This is a genomic window from Acinetobacter sp. SH20PTE14, assembly GCF_021391555.1.
Taxonomy (GTDB): domain Bacteria; phylum Pseudomonadota; class Gammaproteobacteria; order Pseudomonadales; family Moraxellaceae; genus Acinetobacter; species Acinetobacter amyesii.
Genome location: NZ_CP090067.1, coordinates 1,489,524 through 1,510,049 on the forward strand (window position 1 = coordinate 1,489,524; position 20,526 = coordinate 1,510,049).

Annotated in this window: 22 protein-coding genes; 9 read left to right on the forward strand and 13 right to left on the reverse strand. The window is 39.6% G+C overall.

Going from position 1 to position 20,526, the window contains the following annotated elements:
• Nucleotides 1-80 precede the first annotated feature (80 nt).
• Nucleotides 81-485 carry a nuclear transport factor 2 family protein gene (locus LXF01_RS07450; protein WP_180102480.1) on the forward strand — a complete coding sequence of 135 codons (405 nt, stop codon included), beginning with the start codon at nucleotides 81-83 and terminating at the stop codon, nucleotides 483-485.
• 202 nt (nucleotides 486-687) lie between these two features.
• On the forward strand, nucleotides 688-1,779 hold the full coding sequence (locus tag LXF01_RS07455) for a YheT family hydrolase (protein WP_233945314.1): 1,092 nt from the start codon (nucleotides 688-690) through the stop codon (nucleotides 1,777-1,779).
• A gap of 39 nt (nucleotides 1,780-1,818) precedes the next feature.
• Here LXF01_RS07455 and LXF01_RS07460 read toward each other — a convergent pair whose 3' ends face one another.
• On the reverse strand, nucleotides 1,819-2,994 hold the full coding sequence (locus tag LXF01_RS07460) for an MFS transporter (protein WP_233945315.1): 1,176 nt from the start codon (nucleotides 2,992-2,994) through the stop codon (nucleotides 1,819-1,821).
• 1 nt (nucleotide 2,995) lies between these two features.
• Nucleotides 2,996-3,805, reverse strand: a complete 810-nt coding sequence (dkgB, locus tag LXF01_RS07465; RefSeq protein ID WP_233945437.1) for a 2,5-didehydrogluconate reductase DkgB — start codon at nucleotides 3,803-3,805, stop codon at nucleotides 2,996-2,998.
• A gap of 106 nt (nucleotides 3,806-3,911) precedes the next feature.
• Between dkgB and LXF01_RS07470 the strand changes: the two genes are divergently transcribed.
• Nucleotides 3,912-4,796, forward strand: coding sequence for a LysR family transcriptional regulator (locus tag LXF01_RS07470; protein ID WP_180133199.1), 885 nt, complete (start codon nucleotides 3,912-3,914; stop codon nucleotides 4,794-4,796).
• A 112-nt stretch (nucleotides 4,797-4,908) separates the two neighbouring features.
• On the opposite strand, the gene LXF01_RS07475 is transcribed toward LXF01_RS07470, so the two are convergent.
• Nucleotides 4,909-5,322 (reverse strand): internalin, encoded by a 414-nt coding sequence (locus LXF01_RS07475; protein ID WP_233945316.1) that lies wholly within the window; start codon nucleotides 5,320-5,322, stop codon nucleotides 4,909-4,911.
• A 230-nt stretch (nucleotides 5,323-5,552) separates the two neighbouring features.
• On the opposite strand from LXF01_RS07475, the gene LXF01_RS07480 reads away from it, so the two are divergent.
• The 6 genes from LXF01_RS07480 to rodA all read left to right on the forward strand — a co-directional run bounded on the left by LXF01_RS07480 (nucleotide 5,553) and on the right by rodA (nucleotide 11,755).
• The gene (locus LXF01_RS07480; protein ID WP_180145865.1) at nucleotides 5,553-7,193 is read left to right on the forward strand and encodes a CTP synthase; all 1,641 of its coding nucleotides are present in this window, start codon (nucleotides 5,553-5,555) and stop codon (nucleotides 7,191-7,193) included.
• 31 nt (nucleotides 7,194-7,224) lie between these two features.
• Nucleotides 7,225-8,082 carry a 3-deoxy-8-phosphooctulonate synthase gene (gene kdsA / locus LXF01_RS07485; protein WP_078188522.1) on the forward strand — a complete coding sequence of 286 codons (858 nt, stop codon included), beginning with the start codon at nucleotides 7,225-7,227 and terminating at the stop codon, nucleotides 8,080-8,082.
• 64 nt (nucleotides 8,083-8,146) lie between these two features.
• Complete coding sequence (gene eno / locus LXF01_RS07490; protein ID WP_120373219.1) at nucleotides 8,147-9,436, forward strand: phosphopyruvate hydratase; 1,290 nt, start codon at nucleotides 8,147-8,149, stop codon at nucleotides 9,434-9,436.
• Nucleotides 9,437-9,452: 16 nt separating this feature from the next.
• Nucleotides 9,453-9,845 carry a septum formation initiator family protein gene (locus tag LXF01_RS07495; protein WP_078188520.1) on the forward strand — a complete coding sequence of 131 codons (393 nt, stop codon included), beginning with the start codon at nucleotides 9,453-9,455 and terminating at the stop codon, nucleotides 9,843-9,845.
• Complete coding sequence (gene ispD / locus LXF01_RS07500) at nucleotides 9,808-10,533, forward strand: 2-C-methyl-D-erythritol 4-phosphate cytidylyltransferase (RefSeq protein WP_233945317.1); 726 nt, start codon at nucleotides 9,808-9,810, stop codon at nucleotides 10,531-10,533. Before LXF01_RS07495 ends, ispD begins: the two co-directional genes overlap by 38 nt.
• Before the next feature lie 85 nt (nucleotides 10,534-10,618).
• Entirely contained in the window at nucleotides 10,619-11,755 is a 1,137-nt protein-coding gene (gene rodA / locus LXF01_RS07505) for a rod shape-determining protein RodA (RefSeq protein WP_111884954.1), read from the forward strand.
• Between the two features lie 379 nt (nucleotides 11,756-12,134).
• On the opposite strand, the gene LXF01_RS07510 is transcribed toward rodA, so the two are convergent.
• The 10 genes from LXF01_RS07510 to LXF01_RS07555 form a co-directional block, all read right to left on the reverse strand.
• Nucleotides 12,135-12,860 (reverse strand): hypothetical protein, encoded by a 726-nt coding sequence (locus LXF01_RS07510; protein WP_233945318.1) that lies wholly within the window; start codon nucleotides 12,858-12,860, stop codon nucleotides 12,135-12,137.
• A 696-nt stretch (nucleotides 12,861-13,556) separates the two neighbouring features.
• On the reverse strand, nucleotides 13,557-13,859 hold the full coding sequence (locus tag LXF01_RS07515; protein WP_078188516.1) for a cyd operon YbgE family protein: 303 nt from the start codon (nucleotides 13,857-13,859) through the stop codon (nucleotides 13,557-13,559).
• Nucleotides 13,860-13,862: 3 nt separating this feature from the next.
• A complete protein-coding gene (cydX, locus tag LXF01_RS07520) occupies nucleotides 13,863-13,964 on the reverse strand; it encodes a cytochrome bd-I oxidase subunit CydX (RefSeq protein WP_002120988.1) in 102 nt (33 codons plus the stop codon).
• A gap of 24 nt (nucleotides 13,965-13,988) precedes the next feature.
• Entirely contained in the window at nucleotides 13,989-15,134 is a 1,146-nt protein-coding gene (cydB, locus tag LXF01_RS07525; protein ID WP_078193913.1) for a cytochrome d ubiquinol oxidase subunit II, read from the reverse strand.
• On the reverse strand, nucleotides 15,131-16,717 hold the full coding sequence (locus LXF01_RS07530; protein ID WP_233945319.1) for a cytochrome ubiquinol oxidase subunit I: 1,587 nt from the start codon (nucleotides 16,715-16,717) through the stop codon (nucleotides 15,131-15,133). Before LXF01_RS07530 ends, cydB begins: the two co-directional genes overlap by 4 nt.
• Nucleotides 16,717-16,908, reverse strand: a complete 192-nt coding sequence (cydP, locus tag LXF01_RS07535) for a cytochrome oxidase putative small subunit CydP (RefSeq protein WP_078188513.1) — start codon at nucleotides 16,906-16,908, stop codon at nucleotides 16,717-16,719. Before cydP ends, LXF01_RS07530 begins: the two co-directional genes overlap by 1 nt.
• Before the next feature lie 532 nt (nucleotides 16,909-17,440).
• Nucleotides 17,441-18,520 carry a porin gene (locus tag LXF01_RS07540; protein WP_180133175.1) on the reverse strand — a complete coding sequence of 360 codons (1,080 nt, stop codon included), beginning with the start codon at nucleotides 18,518-18,520 and terminating at the stop codon, nucleotides 17,441-17,443.
• 312 nt (nucleotides 18,521-18,832) lie between these two features.
• Complete coding sequence (locus tag LXF01_RS07545) at nucleotides 18,833-19,246, reverse strand: HIT family protein (RefSeq protein WP_078188511.1); 414 nt, start codon at nucleotides 19,244-19,246, stop codon at nucleotides 18,833-18,835.
• A gap of 31 nt (nucleotides 19,247-19,277) precedes the next feature.
• A complete protein-coding gene (locus LXF01_RS07550; protein WP_078188510.1) occupies nucleotides 19,278-19,547 on the reverse strand; it encodes a YARHG domain-containing protein in 270 nt (89 codons plus the stop codon).
• A gap of 88 nt (nucleotides 19,548-19,635) precedes the next feature.
• The gene (locus tag LXF01_RS07555; RefSeq protein WP_180116482.1) at nucleotides 19,636-20,508 is read right to left on the reverse strand and encodes an NAD(P)-dependent oxidoreductase; all 873 of its coding nucleotides are present in this window, start codon (nucleotides 20,506-20,508) and stop codon (nucleotides 19,636-19,638) included.
• Nucleotides 20,509-20,526 lie beyond the last annotated feature (18 nt).

Consider the following 20,526-nt stretch of genomic DNA (forward strand, 5'->3'; position numbering starts at 1 on the left):
TGCAGTTGTCGTGCTTCCTCTCCATTTGGGAGAGGAGTTTGAGGAAAGGGAAATGATTCATCAAAAAAAAGGACATAAACATGACTATTGAAACAACAAAAAAATCTGTTGCACGTTGGCACGAAATGCTTAACACACGGGATATGAATATTTTAAATGAACTCTTGGCAGAGGATGTGGTGTTTCGTTCACCTGTCGCGTTTAACCCATATCCAGGTAAGCCTGTAGTAACTTTTATTTTGACCAATGTGATTCAAATTTTTGAAAATTTTACTTACCACCGTGAGTTTTATAGTGAGGATGGCCTCAATATTGTACTTGAGTTTTCTGCCAATGTTGGCGAGAAAAAGTTAAAAGGGATCGACATGATTCAGTTTAATGAACAAGGTCAGATGATTGATTTTGAAGTCATGCTTCGTCCAAAAAGTGGCTTGGAAGCATTGGCGGCGAAAATGGGTGAGCGCATTATGCAATATCAGCCTTAAATCTGCTGATTTTAAATGCTCATCACAGAATGATAAAAAGCATGATGGATATTGTCATGCTTTTTGCTTTTGAGGCTTAAGCAAACAAATATTGCTAGCGAGATATGGTTTTGTAGATACATTTTTTTACTGGGCATTGTTAGTCAAAGTGAAAAGATTGAAATGATTTGCTGTGGTGCGAAGCGAGGTGAAGGTAAGGTCAATGAATAATGTGATGCATAAAGGGCGTCAGGCTCTTTTAAACTTTGTAGATCATGCAATTGGTGCAGAATTACCACAGCTTTATTATCATCCTGAAGGGCAAATGAAAGATGTGCTGCCGAAGTTAAAGCAACTACATGAAAAATATCGTCCTACGCCTTGGTTGTCGAATACTCATGCACATTTACTGTATTTTGATGTCATTAAAAAGCGCCAAGTAAAGCTCAAATACGACGCCATAGAGCAACTAACCATGGCTGATGGTGGAATCACAGCCATTGCATGGTTGGGCTTAGATTTGCCTGCAGATGTACCAACCGTGGTGCTCATGCATACGATTACGGGAACGCCTGAAAGTATGCGAGAAGTGGTTCGGGATCTTCATCTATATACTGGTTGGCGTATTGCACTGTGTTTAAGGCGTGGTCATGCCAATTTACCTATGCCTGTTGCCAAAATAAACTTATTTGGTTCAACCGATGACCTGCGTGAACAGATTGCCTTTATTCAGCAGAAATTTCCCGAATCGAATTTATTTGGCGTCGGTTCATCTGCAGGAACGGGGTTATTGGTCCGCTATTTAGGCGAACAAGGTGAGGAAACACCACTTAAAGCGGCTTTTGCTTTATGTCCGGGCTATGACACTGAGCTTGGCTTTAAAAATGTACATCCTTTTTACAGTAAAATGATGACGAAAAAGCTCTTTCAGAAATTTGTAGAACCCTATTCTGCAATATGGTCAACGACTCCATCTATAATTGAAGTCCTAAAAAGTAAAGATCTGGCGCAGTTTGAACGTACATATTTTCAAATGGCGGGTTTTACTGATTATGAAAGTTATGCCAAATCCACCAACCCAATTTATGTATTTGAAAATCTTAAAATTCCATTGATGATTTTAAATGCGGAAGATGATCCAGTTTGCCACATTCAAAACTTTGAACCCTATAAAAAATTAATCCGTTCTTTGCCGAATGTTGTGGTGGTGACCACCAAAAAAGGCAGTCACTGTGGTTATTATGAGGGTTTAGTCGACACCCATTCATGGGCAACCAAATTGATGGCAGATTTTTTAAAGTTATATGCGAACTAGAAACAAAATAGCCTATTGTTGATAGGCTATTTTTGTATGTTACTCAGCTTGTGCGCAACATGCAGATGTTTGAGGTTTAAGCTTCATTTGAATCAATACTAAAATTAACGCTACAGCACTCAGTGTCGCGCCTGCATAAGATACTGCAGCATAGCTTAAGTTTAGATTTAGCACTGCGGCACCTGCGACTGCACCCAATGCATTTCCAAGATTAAATGCACCAATATTTACAGAAGAAGCAAGGCCAGGGGCATCGTGAGCTACTGTCATAACACGCATTTGTAAAGGTGGCACGACTGCAAAGGCGGCTGCTCCCCAGATGATTAATGCAATCGCCGCGCCAATGGTGGTGGTTGCTAAAATTGGAAATAACAGCATCATCAGCATGAGTAAGACTAAAAAGCCAATCAAGGTTTTATCTAAGGATTGATCTGCAAACTTACCACCGAAATGGTTGCCGATTGAAAATCCGATCCCGATTAAGACCAACATGAAAGTGATAAGCTCAGGGCTTGCATGGGTAAAGACTTTTAAGCTCGGTGCGATATAGGTATAGAGCGCGAACATAGCTCCAGCACTCATGACCGTGGTCAGCAGTGCTAAAACAACAGGAATGCGTGTTAATACTTTTAACTCTGCTCGTACATCAGGTTTTTCGGTCTGTTGCTGATGGGGTAGTGCTTTCCATAATGCCAACATGGTGATGATGCCCAGTAAGGTAATGGCCGCAAAAGACATACGCCAACCTATATTTTGCCCTACCCACGTTGCGAGCGGAACACCGCCAATATTCGCAATGGTTAACCCCATAAACATCATGGCTACAGCACTGGCTTGTTTATCTTTTGGAACAACACTTGCTGCGACGACAGAGCCTAAGCCAAAAAAGGCGCCGTGGTTCAAACTCGTCACTAAACGCGCAGCCATTAAACCTAAATAATCTGGCGCAACTGTGGCAAGCAGATTGCCAAGGGTGAAAATTGTCATTAATAACATGAGTGATGTACGTTTTGAAAAACGTGCAAGCCATAAAGTCATAACGGGTGCACCAATCATGACGCCAACGGCATAGGCACTAATCAGTAAGCCCGCTTGAGGAATGGAAACCGATAAATCTGCTGCGATTTCAGGCAAAAAACCCATCGGTGAAAATTCTGTTGTGCCAATTGCAAAAGCACCTAAGGCTAATGCAATTAATGGAAAATTGAATTTCATATTAAATATCCCACACTGGAGCAAGTTCAGGTGGGTTCACTTCACGCGCATTTCTATCGAGTATGGCAATGGCCTGCATCTGTTCAGGTGTTAAATGAATCTCTTGAGCTTTTAAATTACTGATTAAATGTTCAGGTTTGGTTGACGATGGAATCACGGCATAACCTTTTTGCAGTGCCCATGCGAGTGCAATTTGAGCTGAAGTAGCTTGGTGTTCGGTCGCGATGTTTAACAGCGTTGGGTCTTGCAAAACTTTGCCATAGGCCAAAGTCATATAGGATGTGACATCTATATTGTTCGCTTGCAGATAATTGGCTAAGTTTTGATTTTGCAAATATGGACTGAGTTCAATTTGATTGGTTGCAATATTTTCCAGCCCGATGTGATCAATGGCTTGTTGAGTGAGCTCAATATTAAAATTAGATACACCAATATGTTCAGTCAAACCTTGTTTTTTTGCCTCAAGTAAATGTCCCATTAATTCAGGAATATTGACTCCAAGTGCAGGTGCAGGCCAATGAATAAGTGTGAGGTTAACTGCATCCGTCCTTAATTTAATTAAGCTGTCCTTTAGGCTGGGTATCAGTTTGTCGGCAGCATAATTTTCAGTCCAAATTTTCGTGGTTAAGAAAATATCAGCTCGATTGACCTGACTTTCATGGAGTGCTTGGCCTACTTCTGCTTCATTAGCGTAAATTTGTGCGGTGTCTACAGCACGATATCCAAGCTCTAAGGCTGTTTTAACTGAGTGAATGACAGTTTCACCTGCCAAACGGAAGGTACCGACACCAAATTGGGGAACAATCATCAGGAATTCTCTTTTTTGAATTGATGCTATTGTGCTGCTAATTTTAATGAAGAAAAATGCATGAGTTTGGAATATATTATTGATTAAAAATCACGAATTAGAATATGCAATGAAATCGACCATTGAGGAGCTGCAGGCTTTTACTGTTATTGTAGATAGCGGCTCTATTATCAAAGCAGCAGAAAGATTAGATCAAACAGCATCTGGTGTCAGCCGCGCATTACAGCGTCTGGAATCTAAATTAAATGTAACCCTGTTAGAACGAACAACCCGCAAAATTAAGCTGACGCAAGAGGGGCAATTGTTTTTAGCTAAAACACGGCGGATATTGAATGATTTGAGCGAAGCGGAAGATTCTCTGCTGAAATTAGATGCAGATACTTCGGGTTTGGTGCGAGTTGATTCTGCTATTTCGTTTATTCTGCATATGATCGTTCCCTTGATTCCAGAATTTAATGCACGTTATCCGCATATACAGATTGAATTGGTGAATCATGATCAAGTGATTGACTTATTAGAGCATAAAGCAGATGTCGCAATTCGCTTTGGAAAATTAAACGACTCCAGTTTACATGCAAAACTCATCTATAAGAGTCGACTGTGTTTGGTGGCGAGTCCTGAATATCTTCAGCAGCATGGACGTCCGCAAAATGCTGAAGAGCTAACCGCACATGCTTTACTTGGATTTAGTCAAATTACCCATATGAATACTTGGCCGATCCAAGTCGCAGGGAAACCTTTGACGATCCGACCAAATATTAAGGCATCAAATGGTGAAACGATACGCGAGCTTGCGATTCATGGGATGGGCATCGCTTGTCTTTCGATTTTTATGTTAGAAAAAGATATTGCAGAAGGACGATTGGTACAACTTTTAGACGATCAAATTGAGCCACATGAACAGCTTATTCATGCTGTCTATTATCAACAAGAGCATTTACCGAAACGTGTTCGTTTATTTATTGAATATTTAGCTGAAAAATTACAAGAATAGTTGTGAGAAAAAACAGTGCATTGTTGGGTACATATTTTATTTACATAGAAACAATAAAAAAAACCCGACAATTGCCGGGTTTTTTGATCATTGGTTTGATAAAACTTCGATCTTAGTTCTCTAAAGCTGGTGTTGCAGCAGCAATGGCAGCGGCAACGGCGTCATCTTCAGACTGTGCAGAACCAGAGTTTTGTTTAGGTTGAGTAGCTTGCGCAGGTTTTTCTGCTGCTTTAGGTGCTTCTGCTTTTGGAGCAGGAGCTTCTGCAGGAGGAGTAGGTTCACGACGAATTTCAGTTGTTGTATTCGGTGTCTCTTCACGAATCACTTCAACTTGCTGTTGAGTCGTTTCTTCAACAACTGGTTGTTCTTCAACTGGTTCTAATTGTGTAGGTACAGATGCTGTTGGTTCAGATGTTGCAACTTCAACCTGTTCCTGTTCTTCTTCTTTTGGTGCTTCTTTTTTTACACATGCTGTAAGAAGTAGACCTGTTGCGATTGCACCGCAGATTAAAAGTTTCTTATTCATAATTACACAAAACAAAAAAAGTGTGGATTGGATAAATGCATTATAACAGCAAATAAGAATATAGAAATGATAAGAACTTACTCTAAATTTTTATGATAATTGCTGTTACAATAGCCAATTGTTAATTGTTCTATGAATTGATGCGTAATGACTTTGCTTTCTTGGTACAGAGTAAAGTAAAATCGCACAACATTGTAGGCCAATTTAGGCTCCATTGTACGAGAAACTTAATGACCCATTTTATTTTCGTTACTGGTGGTGTTGTATCATCACTAGGTAAAGGTATTTCAGCTGCATCAGTGGCTGCGCTTTTAGAAGCCCGTGGTTTAAAAGTAACCATGGTAAAAATGGATCCATACATTAATGTCGATCCAGGGACTATGAGTCCATTCCAACACGGTGAAGTTTTTGTCACAGAGGATGGTGCTGAAACTGACTTAGACTTGGGTTATTACGAACGTTTCTTGCGTCGTGCGAAAATGACCAAACTGAACAACTTTACTTCAGGACGAGTGTACCAAGATGTCTTGAATAAAGAACGTCGTGGTGACTACCTCGGTGGTACAGTTCAAGTTATTCCACATATTACTGACAATATTAAAGAACGTGTTCTTCGCGCAGGTGAAGGCTATGACGTTGCGATCGTTGAGATCGGCGGTACAGTAGGTGACATTGAATCTCTCCCATTCATGGAATCTGTACGTCAACTTATGGTCGAACTAGGTCATAAGCGCACAATGTTAATGCACTTAACTTTACTCCCATACATTAAGTCAGCTGCTGAATTAAAAACTAAACCAACTCAACACTCTGTAAAAGAGCTTTTGTCGATTGGTATTCAACCAGACATTCTGATCTGCCGTACAGAACATGATGTTGATGCAGATACAACACGCAAAATTGCACTGTTCACTAACGTTGAAGCACGTGCAGTTGTTGTATGTAAAGATGCGCGTTCGATTTACCAAATTCCACGTACTTTCTATGAACAAAACGTTGATGATTTAATCTGTGAACGTTTTGGTTATAACGATCTTCCAGAAGCTGATCTTACAGACTGGGATAACGTTGTAGATGCATTACTGAACCCTGAATATACAGTTCGTGTAGCGATGGTTGGTAAATACGTTGAACTTCCAGATGCATACAAATCTGTAAACGAAGCACTTTTACATGCGGGTATTCAAAACCGTGTGAAAGTTCAAATCGACTACGTCAATGCAGAAGAACTTGAAAGCCAAGATGTAAACGACGTATTAAAAGACGCGGATGCAATCTTAGTGCCGGGTGGCTTCGGTGAACGTGGTACAGAAGGCAAAATGAAAGCGATTCGTTTTGCACGTGAAAACGGTGTGCCATTCCTTGGTATCTGTTTAGGTATGCAGTTGGCTGTGATCGAATATGCGCGTAACGTTGCGGGTATTAGCGATGCAACTTCAACTGAATTTAACCGTTCTACAAAATCACCATTGATTGGTTTAATCACTGAATGGTTAGATGAGCGCGGTGAAGTTCAACAACGTAATGCAGATTCTGACTTAGGCGGCACAATGCGTCTGGGTGCTCAAAAATCTGAATTGGTTGCAGGTACAAAAACTGCACAAGTTTACGGTTCTGAAGAGATCGTTGAACGTCATCGTCACCGTTATGAAATGAACAACCGTTATATCCCAATGCTTGAAGAAAAAGGCATGAAGATTTCAGGTTATTCTCCAGTGCAACGTCTTGTTGAAACTGTTGAAATTCCTGAACATCCTTGGTTTATTGCTGTACAATTCCATCCGGAATTTACAAGTTCACCACGTGATGGACACCCATTATTCGCAGGCTTTATTGATGCTGCTAAAAAGCAGTACCAAAAAGCGAAATAATGTGTTTTTGACTAAACCAGGAAGAGTTTAAATGTCACAATTAAAACCACAGGAAATTGTACGTTTAGGCGATATACAAATGGCAAATCATTTGCCATTTGTACTATTCGGCGGCATGAACGTACTTGAGTCAAAAGACCTTGCTTTTGAAATTGCTGAAACCTATGTGGATATCTGCAAACGCTTGGATATTCCGTATGTGTTTAAAGCAAGTTTTGATAAAGCCAATCGTTCAAGCTTGAACTCTTTCCGTGGCCCAGGCCTGGAAAAAGGAATCGAGTGGTTAGCTGACATTAAAAAACACTTTAATGTGCCGATTATTACCGACGTACATGAACCATACCAAGCTGCGCCTGTTGCTGAAGTTGCGGATATTATCCAGCTTCCTGCATTTTTAAGCCGTCAGACTGACCTTGTTGAAGCGATGGCGAAAACTGATGCCATCATTAACATCAAAAAAGCACAGTTCCTCGCACCACACGAAATGCGTCATATTCTGCATAAGTGTTTGGAAGCAGGAAATGACAAACTGATTCTTTGTGAACGTGGTTCAGCATTTGGTTACAACAATTTAGTTGTAGACATGTTGGGCTTTGACATCATGAAAGAAATGAATGTCCCTGTGTTCTTTGATGTTACACATGCGCTTCAAACGCCGGGTGGTCGTGCGGATTCTGCAGGTGGTCGTCGTGCACAAATCACGACATTGGCACGTGCAGGTATGGCGACTGGTTTAGCTGGTTTGTTCTTAGAAGCTCATCCAGATCCAGAAAATGCCAAATGTGACGGTCCATGTGCGCTACGCATGTCACAGTTGGAACCTTTCTTGGCACAGTTAAAAGAACTCGATACCTTAGTCAAAGGTTTCGCAAAGTTAGACACACACTAATTCGATACACATTGATGCGTCACTTTTGACGCATCATTTTTATTAATCAACTGAGGAATTGTTCATGAGCCAAATCGTTGACATTCGTGCACGTGAAATTTTGGACTCTCGTGGTAACCCTACCATCGAAGCAGACGTAATCTTAGCCTCTGGCGTTGTAGGCCGTGCATGTGCACCATCTGGTGCTTCAACTGGTTCTCGTGAAGCTTTAGAACTTCGTGACGGCGACAAAGCTCGTTACTTAGGTAAAGGCGTTAAAACTGCGGTTAACAACGTTAACACAGTAATTCGTGATGCATTGTTGGGTAAATCAGTATTCGAACAAAAAGACATTGATAACACAATGATCGCGCTTGACGGTACTGAAAACAAAGAAAAATTAGGTGCGAACGCAACTTTAGCGGTATCGCTAGCTGCTGCACGCGCTGCTGCTGATGAAAAGAAAATTCCACTTTTCCAATACATCGCAGACCTTCGTAATAACAGCATTTTGACTATGCCTGTTCCAATGATGAACATCCTAAATGGTGGTTCACATGCAGACAACAACGTAGACATTCAAGAATTTATGATTGAGCCAGTTGGCTTTACTTCATTCTCTGAAGCTTTACGCGCTGGTGCTGAAATTTTCCACTCTTTAAAATCAGTTTTAAAGAAACAAGGTTTAAATACTGCAGTTGGTGATGAAGGTGGTTTTGCACCGAACCTTCGTTCTAACGAAGAAGCAATTACAGTAATTCTTGAAGCAATTGAAAAAACTGGCTACAAAGCGGGTTCTGACATTATGCTTGCGCTTGACTGTGCATCTTCAGAATTCTACAAAGATGGTCAATACATCCTTGCAGGTGAAGGCAATAAAGCATTCACAAGCAACCAATTTGCTGACTACCTTGCTGGTTTTGCAAAACAATACCCAATCATCTCAATTGAAGATGGTTTAGACGAGTCTGATTGGGAAGGTTGGTCTTACCTTACTTCAATCCTTGGCGACAAAATCCAATTGGTTGGTGATGACCTATTCGTTACGAATCCTAAGATTCTTCAACGTGGTATCAACGAAAAAGTGGGTAACTCTATTCTGATCAAGTACAACCAAATCGGTACATTGACTGAAACTCTAGATGCAATCTACCTTGCGAAAGCAAATGGTTACTCTACTGTTATTTCACACCGTTCTGGTGAAACTGAAGATTCAACTATTGCGGATCTTGCAGTGGGTACAGCAGCGGGTCAAATCAAAACTGGTTCACTTTGCCGTTCTGACCGTGTAGCGAAATATAACCAATTACTTCGTATTGAAGAATTGACTAATGCTGCATATCGCGGTAAAGCTGAGTTCAAAGGTTTGAACTAAGCAGATCATGCTATCTATGTTAAATGTATTTGACTCCAAAGCGAGTAAAGCATTGTTGGGCCTTGCGATCTTTTTGATCGCAGGGTTTCAATATTTATACTGGTTCGGTGAAGGTGGTTATCATCAACATCAACAACTGAGTCAGAAAATACAACAACAAGTCGAACTCAATGACGAATTAAAAGAACGAAATCGCGTGCTTGCCGCTGAAGTATACGATTTAAAAAATGGCGTTGAAGCTATTGAAGAGCATGCTCGTCTTGATTTAGGTTTAATTAAACCGCATGAAACTTTCGTGCAGATGAGTACGATCAGTACTCAGTACAAACCAATTTATATTGATCCAAACGCAAAAGTAGACCTACGTACCAATGAGTCAGAACCAGCCGAACTTCCACCCGAACCTTAAATTGTGGGCTATTATTCCTGCTGCTGGTTCAGGAAGTCGATTTTCTAAAACTGAACTAAAACAATATCAAAACATTGCGGGTCTAACTGTGCTTGAACATACAGTTGCACGTCTCAACCAATTGCCGTTGACGGGTTATGTATTGGCTATAGGTGAGCAAGATAATGTTGCTCAGACCTTGGCACTCACTAATCAAGAGAAGGCTCATTTTTGTTTAGGCGGTGCAGAGCGTGTGCATTCTGTACTCAATGCATTGCAATATCTATCTAAGATTGCCAATGATAATGATTGGGTGTTTGTTCATGACGCAGCACGACCATGTGTCTCTCAGTTGAGTTTAGAAAATTTAGTTCAATCGGCAGTAGAAACTGAGCAAAGTGCGATTCTCGCCATTCCCGTACGCGATACCTTAAAACGAGTTGAAACGGCACCACTTATATCAACAACGGTAGATCGTTCAACTTTATGGCAAGCGCAGACACCACAAATTGCCAAATTGGGTGTGCTTAAAAATGCCATTGAACAAGCGCTTGCCGCTGGTGCGACCATCACAGATGAAGCAAGTGCCTTAGAATTTGTTGGTGAGCATGTCAATGTCGTGCAGGGTCGTTCAGACAATATTAAAATTACCTATCCTGATGACTTGGAATTGGCACGTTTAATTTTAGCGTCTCAAGTGAATAGATGATTATTTCAAGGAATATTTAAGGGACAGTGATTTTTACTGTCGCTTTAATCTATAATTCCCGCATCCTTTTTAGATCTGTTTCGCAATGATCCCTTCTCAACAGTATCGTTTTTTACGTCAGTCATTACGCGATGGCCGCAGTATAAAACACGATTCTTCTCGATGGGCTAAACTTCATTTAGACCCGTGGTTACTTTGCTTCTTGGTACTCAATGCAATATTGGGGCTGATGGTTGTCTATAGTGCGACCGCGGAAGATTCTGGAATGGTACTACGCCAAGCCACAAGTTTTGGTGTTGGCTTTATTGTGATGCTGATCTGCGCGCAAATTCCACCCAAAGTTTACCAATCTATGAGTCCGTACTTATATGCCATCGGTATATTTTTACTGTTGTTGGTTTTGGTCATTGGTGAAAAAAGGATGGGGGCGAAACGCTGGATTAGCTTGCCGGGTATCGGCAGTATGCAGCCGAGTGAGTTTATGAAATTTGCCATGCCACTCATGATGGCGTGGTATTTTGCGCGAAAACCTTTTCCACCGAAATTTTTACAAATTGTCGGGGCGTTAATTTTATTATTGATTCCATTTGCATTGGTCGCTTTACAGCCTGACTTGAATATTGGTTTGATTATTCCGGGTATTTTTGTTTTATTTTTAAGTGGAATGTCTTGGCGTTTGATTGCAGCTGCTTTAACCGCTTTTGCGATTGCAGCACCTGTACTCTGGATGTTCTTTTTGCAGGAATATCAGAAAAAACGTGTGCTGACGCTATTTGACCCAGAATCTGACGCGCTTGGTGCAGGTTGGAACATTATTCAGTCTAAAATTGCCATTGGTTCAGGCGGTTTAATGGGTAAGGGTTATACCGAAGGGACGCAGTCGCACTTGGGCTATCTGCCAGAGCATCATACTGACTTTATCATGTCGACCTATGCTGAAGAGTTTGGCTTTATTGGTGTATTTCTTTTATTTAGTTTGTTTACAGCAATTATTGTTCGCTGTTTGATTATTGGACTAAATTGCTTCCATAATTTTGGACGACTCTATGCAGGAGCGATAGGATTAACTTTCTTCTTTTTTGTATTTTTAAACTCGGGTATGGTCAGTGGGATTTTACCGGTAACAGGTGACCCTTTACCGCTCATGAGTTATGGTGGTACAGCCGTGATTGCAATGCTCGCAGGGATGGGGATTGTGATGTCGATACATACGCATCGTTAAATGAATGCATTACATTAAGCCGGATTTATATCCGGTTTTTTTATGGGTTAGATGTGTTGAGTTTAATCTGCCTTATATTTTCATTATAGTAATAGGATTAAAACTAAGCATTGGATCTTGGCTTGGTGATTCATATTTGTAAATTTGTTTGAGTGTAGCGAGAGTGAATATTTTTTCTTCTTTAAGCTTAACTTAAACTAAATAAAAGTGTGGAGCATTAATTAAAGAATAGGTGTGGAACGTGGAGAATCAACAAAAAAGCCCAAGTACGCATACTTGGGCTTTTTTACATCGACATAAAACACTGAAATTTAAAAATAAATTTAAAGAATTTCGTATAACGTGTATTATGTTAATTTTAGAAAAATTACTTAATCAACTAGCGACAATAATTATCTAGCTTAACTACTACATCTCTTAAATTATTCTCTAAACCTGAAAAATCTCTACTCTTTTTAACTGTACTTGGTGTATTCCATTTAGAGAAATTATTTTGGAGATCTTTAAAATTTTGTCTGTAATTTTGACAAATCAAGTTATATCGAGCTACTTGATCTTCTTCATTAATTAAGCGCTTTCTAGTAATAATTACTTCTTCAAATGAATTCTTTAGTTCATTGTACCGACTCAACTCATCTTCCTGATTTTTTATCATTTGCGGATACCAACGCAAATAGGTTTCAAATATTCTATTTTCTTTTATATGATATTTAAGTACATTATTTGATCGACATGAAGTGATTAACTCTTGTAAGTTATTCTTTTCAAAATCTAAAATTTCATCATTTTTACTACCAATTGGATCATTTTCTATTTCAATATCAATTCTTTGTTGTTTAATACTCCTAAGATCAATGCAATAAAGATTTGTAAGCACATTATGATCTGTCGTATTCGAAATTTTTTTTCTGACATTAAAAGATTCTTTTTCTAGTTGTAGTTTTTTACTTTTATAACGAATCACATTATAAATATCAGAGAGTTGAGTCTCCGCATATTGGGTATTAGCTGAAAATTGATTTTTAGCTTGTTCTTGATCAATAGCTTGGGCATTAGTCGCATAAGTTATTAAAATTGCTATAAATATTGGAATTTTAAATTTCACTATCAATTTTACCTTTTACAATGAATTAGTAAGCTATAAATCATAAAACTGCCAGTATAATAGTTGACTAATAAAATACCCAACTTAATTTATTTCAGTTATATTTCAATGTAATAAACTCTTAGTATACTATAATGATTAAGTTTATCTTGTTTCCTTTGATTGCCTTCGTACTTGTAGGCATAACTAATGAACTGACTATAAATGAAGATATTTTTATTTATATAAGTTTTACAATAGCTACAATCCTAGCTTATAAATTTTCAACAAAAAATAGACTAACGCTCGCATCAATTTATTCTATATTTTTGATATTCATTAGTTTTTTTATACAGCTTTTATCAAGTAATGAAGACGTAGTATTGGCAATCATCGCATCTCTAATAGGGATAGGGATATGTTATATATTTGATAGAAAAGTTTCGATTACAATATCTACTCGTGACTAGATTATCTACCAAATTGGAAAAAATAAGTTTCTGTTACTAACTCATTTAACATAATGGCGATTATACGAACTCTAAATGTTAGAACCCATTTAAAGTGTCTAACTGAGATAGGAATCTTTGTTTACTTCTTTATGAGATTTAATGCCCATTAAAATAAGAACAATTAGCACTAGCGTATCATTTAAAACAGTTTTGATGGTTTCAATCTAAAAAAAGCCCTCAAGTGAGGGCTTTATTTAGATATTAATTAATGTAGGAACCATGTGTAGTAGCCCCATAACATGAGTGGCCAAGCGAGGAAGGGGCTAAAAAGCCATTTCCAGAACCAATGGTGTGGTGTAAAACCCACACCATGCACAAAACCACCTGAAATACCTATCATGATGAACATCAGCGCTCGATGGCTATATCCACCATTGTCATCCAGCATGGCAGCAGGATGTACAAGTAACACGGCTGCCAAAGGAAAAGCTAACAGGCAGGAAATGACCATTGCAAATTTATTTGGCTTCTTTTCTACAAGTGATTTTTCTACAGCAGCATCAGTCATTTGTTATTCCTCATCTAGATCTTGATGATGTTCGATGTAAAGCGCACTAAGTACACCTGCAAAACATGCCATCAAAATACCGAGAATCCAAGCAAAATACCACATCGTCTTTTCTCCTTAGACACAGCCTTAGTATAGGCTGTGTGAATTCTCTTCAATATGTTTGTTAGTGACCACACCCCACATCTTGTAGTAACACCAAGTTGTGTAGCAAAGGATAATTGGGACAAAAATACACGCGGCAACTGTCATCACAGTCAGGGTATTTTTACTTGATACCGCATCCCACATAGTCAAACTTACAGTTGGGTTGATGCTCGATGGCATAAGGAAAGGGAACAATGCAAAACCAGCAGTTAAGATCGCACCAATGACTGCCAAGCTTGAACCAAGGAAGCTAAAACCAGCTTTACCTTTACCTGCGGCAAGGATAATGATCAAAGCACCTAAAATTGCCATGATTGGCGCAATCATAGTAATAGGATAAATACTATAATTGTTCATCCAACCTGGATTGGCATTGGTGATCACTTCTTTAGCTAAAGGGTTAGCAACGCCATTAGTGTCAAACGGTTGAGCTAATGTGTAGCCTTGGATATTACCGAAGTATAACCATGCGCCTGCAAGTAAGAAGCAAACCAAGAATACGATACCCATAAGCTGAGTCGCTTTTGCAGAGCGAGCACGTAGGTCGCCGTCTGTGCGAAGCATGAGCCATGCACCACCATGTGCACAAAGCATAGATAAACTCACAATACCGCAAACTAAAGCAAATGGGTTAAGCAGCGCAAAGAAGCTACCTGTATAAGTCGAGCGAACAGTTTCGTCCATAGTGAATGGTACACCGAGGAACATATTACCAAACGCAACACCAAATACGAGGGCAGGAACGGCACCACCAATTGCTAAACCCCAGTCCCAAGAATTACGCCACTTGGTATTTTCGAGTTTAGAACGGTAGTCAAAACCGACTGGACGTAAGAAGAGAGCGAAGAGTACCAGTAACAGTGCCCAGTACATCCCTGAGAATGCAGTCGCATATACCATTGGCCATGCTGCAAACAGTGCGCCACCAGCAGTAATAAACCAAACTTGGTTACCGTCCCAGTGTGGGGCAATCGTATTGATTGCCGCACGACGTTCTTCGTCTTTTTTACCTACGAATGGCATGATCGCCATTGAGCCCATATCGAAGCCATCGGTGAGGGCGAAGCCGATCAGTAGGACACCGACTAATACCCACCAAATGATTTTGAGTAATTCATATTCGATCATGCTTGAGCCTCCTCATTTGCCTTTTTTGCAGCTTCAAGTTTCTCGAAGTGGTATTTACCAGTATGTAGAGAACTTGGGCCAAGGCGTGAGAATTTAATCATTAAGTACATTTCAATGATCAGCAGTACAGTATAGAACGCTGCCAATGCAAGGATAGAACCCCATACATCACCTGTACTTAAGCTAGAAGCTGAAAGATGTGTAGGTAGAACTTCACCGATAGTCCAAGGTTGACGACCAACTTCGGCAACATACCAACCTGTTTGTGCAGCAATCCAAGGTAATGGTAGAGCAAACAAAGCAAACTTTAATAACCAAGGTTTGTTTTCTGCATTACGTTTACCGACAGCAAAGGTAGCCAGTACGAACAGAAGGAGCATTAAGAAACCAGAAGCAACCATTGCACGGAATGCCCAGAACAAGCTTGGAACATGTGGAATAGTGTCTTTTGCAGCAGCTTTGATTTGTTCGTCAGACGCATCGACCACTTTGTCTGTGTATTTTTTCAGAAGCAAACCATAGCCCAAGTCTTTTTGAGACTCAGCAAATGCTGCTAAAAGTTCAGGCGAAGTATCGCCTGCACGAAGTTGTTCTAACTGTGAGTAAGCCACCATACCGTTACGAATACGTGCTTCGTGTTGTACGATGAGGTCTTTAATACCTGTTACTTCTTTATCCGTTGAACGTGTTGCGATAATCCCCATGACATAAGGAATTTTGATTGCGTAGTCAGTGGACATAGTTTCTTTATTTGGAATACCAAACAAAGTAAATGGCGCTGGAGCTGGGTGAGTGTCCCATTCAGCTTCAATCGCAGCAAGTTTAGTTTTTTGTACATCACCAATTTCATAACCAGATTCATCACCCAGTAAGATCACTGAAAGTGTAGACGCTAAACCAAAGATTGCAGCGATAGCGAATGAACGACGCGCAAATGGCAAGTCACGCTTTTTCAATAAGTAGTAACTTGAAATGGCTAGTACGAAAATTGCGCCAGTCACATAACCAGCAGATACGGTATGTACGAATTTAACCTGAGCTACAGGGTTGAAAATCAGTGCACCGAAGTCCACCATTTCCATACGCATGGTTTCATAGTTAAACGCGGAACCGACAGGATTTTGCATCCAACCATTGGCCACTAAAATCCATAGTGCAGACATGTTCGAGCCAAGTGCAACTAACCAAGTGACAGCCAAATGCTGAACTTTAGATAGGCGATCCCAGCCGAAAAAGAATAAACCAATAAATGTTGATTCAAGGAAGAATGCCATCAGACCTTCAATGGCTAATGGTGCACCGAAAATATCACCGACATAGTGTGAGTAATACGCCCAGTTAGTACCGAACTGAAACTCCATGGTCAAACCAGTAGTAACACCTAATGCGAAGTTAATACCGAAGAGTTTTCCCCAGAATTTAGTCATGTCTTTATAAATTTCTTTGCCAGAAATCACATAGGTGGTTTCCATGATGGCAAGAATAAAAGCCAGACCTAAAGTCAGTGGAACAAAAATAAAGTGATACATCGCGGTCATTGCGAATTGGAACCGCGAAAGATCGACCACGCTTTCAGAAATCATCAACGTGTCTCCTTGATTTGGGAAGGACTGCCAGCAATATGCTCGGCAACTTGATTGTCAAAGTTTTTAGGGATAGTAGGGGCGTCGAACCAAATGTTCTTAATGATCATTAAAATAATCACTTTAATTATTAGTATTGCGGTTATTTCTCTGACCACACGACGATTTAAATCTTTGAATTTTAAGCTCATGGAGATAAGCCTATTCTTTAAACTTGTACTATATTATTAACAAATATATACAAAAAGCAAATAGGTTGAACAGTTAAAATAAAAATATATTATTAAGTAATTTAAATACAAATACTTATAGTGCTTGTTAGTTAAAAAATAAACTAATTTTTTTTATTTTAAATACTTGACTAAAACACTTGTGTTTAATTATTTTAAATCCGACTAAAACGCTTATATTTATATTTTAAATTCTGACTAATTTACTATATTTACTATATTTACTAAAAGTTACATTATTAATAATGAGAATCCTTATTGAGTGAATAAGATTTTTATTTGTTATGTTTAAGTTTTGCTAAAAAAATGGGCTATTGATGTAGTGCTGTTAAACGATCTCTATATGGTTAATGTTAAAGAGGCTGGACTAAGTTTTTTAAATACTTTTTAAATATTTGATACATGATGAACTTAGCTTATTTTAGTCTTGAGACACTATATTTGAGTAAAAAAAGACATACCAGAGTATGTCTTTTGGGGGAGATATTGCAGCTTAGAAGTCGTAACGCAGACCAAGAGAAAGTGCAGTTGCATTTTCATCACCGACCCCTGAGATACCGTTACCGAAGCTACGACCTTCTTTCCAAGGGTTGAGTTTAGAGTTTTTGTCGTTAAGCACAGTTGCAAGGTTGCCATATACGCGTAAAGTGCTATCCAACTTATGTTCTACACCCACACCGATCAAGCTTGCATTAGCATCATCAGCATCGACGTCACGGTAGAAATATTCACCGCGTACTGAGGTTTTAGGCGTTACTTTATATTCGCCAGCTACACCAAAAACTTGAGCATCTGGGTTGGCTGTATCGTTGTCGTGTTTCGCAATTTGGTATAAAGCACCCAAGTTCAATTCTTCAGTTAACTTATATGCACCGGCAATACGGAATGCATCTCGACTTGCGCCACCTGCTGCGTTTGCTGCATTTTCATCATACTTTTCGTATGCTGCTGCAAAATCAATTGGACCTTCTTTATAAGTTAGAGCAAGGTCATAGGCTTTGTTATCATCTTTGCCTTCGCCATCTGCTTCACGGTCAATTTGTGTACCTGAATGCATCGACATTGCAGCTAATACATTGAAACCACCGCCAAATTTTGGAGATTTATATTCAATGGTGTTTTCATTACGCTCATCAAATTTTAAGTTGCCTACACGTGTTACGTTACGAACGTCACCAACCATGTCGCCGAAGAAGTTCACAGGGCTACGTGCGACTTTAAATGGGCTGTCAAAACGACCTACACGTGCTTGACCATAAGTAGAACTTTTTAAACCCACGAATGTGTCACGTGTTGAAAAATCTACACCTTTGCTGTCTTGGCTACCGCTTGCAAAGTTTACTTCTTGCTCAATTTGAGCGAATACGTTGAGGTCATCATTAATTTTTTGATCTACTTTGAAGCCTAAGCGTGAAGCGTTAGAAGAAAGACCAACTTCGTTGTAATCTTTACCATCATCTAGATAGTCAAGAGAGACATGTGCACGGCCATAAATTTTTACATCTGCAGCAGACGCCATCATTGGTGTAAGAATTGTTGCCCCGATTGCTAATGCACATAGAGTTTTTTTCATTTGAAGCTCCAGAAGACTTTTCCAGTCATATCAATATGTTTTATCAGTAGCTTGGCTAGAAGTAATTTCGCTATCTAATGGCGCTAAGTATTCATTACAAATAAGACAGTTCTATTAAGGAAATATTTCAAAACGGTGAAAGGTGATTTTTGGTTTAAATTGTTTTTATATTTATAAAAATGAATATTTATTAAGTGTTTATAGTTGAATTGAACATTAAGTTGTTTAAAGCTAAAAATAGTTAGCGTAATAGTGTAGATATAAAAAATGGAGCCGAAGCTCCATTGATCATCACTTTAAACTCAATTGAACTTAAAGTGCTGCTTTGATTTTTTCGCCAATGGCTTTAATTTTTTCCATATCGCCCATTTGTGCGGCATGTTTACCTAATTCATGCACTGAAGTCGGAATTAGGTGGAAATGCACGTGCGGAACAGTTTGACCCGCAGCAGCGCCAGACAACTGCATCAATACGATACCTTTCACGTCTAAAGCTTTTTCCATTGCTTTCGCAACTTTTTGAGCAACCTGAATGGTATAAGCAGCCGCTTCTGGATCTAAATCAAGCAGCGTAATAGCAGGGGTTTTAGGAATTACGAGCGTATGACCTTCGGCCTGTGGCATGACATCCATAAAAGCGAGTACTTGATCATCTTCATAGACTTTAAACGCAGGAAGCTCTCCGCGTAAAATCCGAGCAAAAATATTTTGATCATCATAAGTCATTGCTAAATTCCTTGAGCGAATTGAATCGTAATTATTTACAGTTCAATTCTTTCTGACGATCTTTGATCGCGTCAAGTCGTTGTTGCTCTTTTTCTGAAAATTTAGGCTTAGTTGTGTAGCAATTGTCATTGCCGAACTTCGCTTTAGCATCAGGATCTTTAAAGCAAAAACCTTTCGATGCATAAATCACGTCATGGTCATTTTTCAACTTTTGGCATTCTTGCTCAGATGCTAAAACAGCAGTAGAAGCCCCGATTAAAGTTACAGCACCTAGCAAAGTTGCGAGGGTAAATTTGTTCATGCGAGTTTCCTCTGTCATTTGTAACAATGTGTGTTATGACACTAGAGTACAATATGATGGTTATTTATCGTTATTCAATGGCGAGTTATTACTCAATTGTAATTTTACTCCATTTTTCATACATAATCATAGCGCTTGAAAAATCACTGTTTTCTTCAGCTTGATCGCTTGCTGCTTGGATTAAATTTTGCGTCAAAGAGAGCACGGGGGCTGAAAGTTTTGCTTGGCGCACAAGATCAACAGCAATTCCCGTATCTTTTGCAAGTAATGGAAGTGCAAAGGTTAATGGGAAGCTACGATTCAGTACGCGTTGCGGTAAAACTGTTTCAGTCACATTACTTTTACCGCTCGACGCATTAATACAATCGAGTGCTTCATGTAAGTCCACGCCATGCGCTTTTAAGGTGGTGAATCCTTCAGCAACTGCACAAAGATTTACAGCCATTAACATGTTGTTTACAGCTTTCACAGCAAAACCCGCACCCGGTTCACCCACATGTTTAATCAGTCTGCCAAATGTTTGGATCGCAGGTAATGCACGTTCAAAGGCTGCTGCGTCACCACCAATCATGACGGTTAATGTTCCAGTTTCAGCGCCAATGGTTTGTCCACTCACAGGGGCGTCTAAGAACGAAACGTTTTGTTGCTTTAAGGCTGCAGCGAGTTTTTTTGCAGATTCTGGCACACCGCTGGTACAGTCGACCCAAATCGAGCCTGATTTCAGCGTCACACTCGCAATTAAATTTTCAACATCTTGGCTGATGGGTAGGCATGAAAAAATAATGTCCGCTTGTACTGCTTGCTCTAATGCAACCGCTTGCGTACCAAATTCAGCAGCATGTTGCTCTGCCTTGGTAAAGTTTCGATTCCAGACATAAACCGTGTCGAACTGTTTTGGTAGGTGCGCTGCCATACGGTAACCCATTGCGCCCAATCCGATAAATGCAACTGACTGAATCATCTTTACCCTCTAAATTTT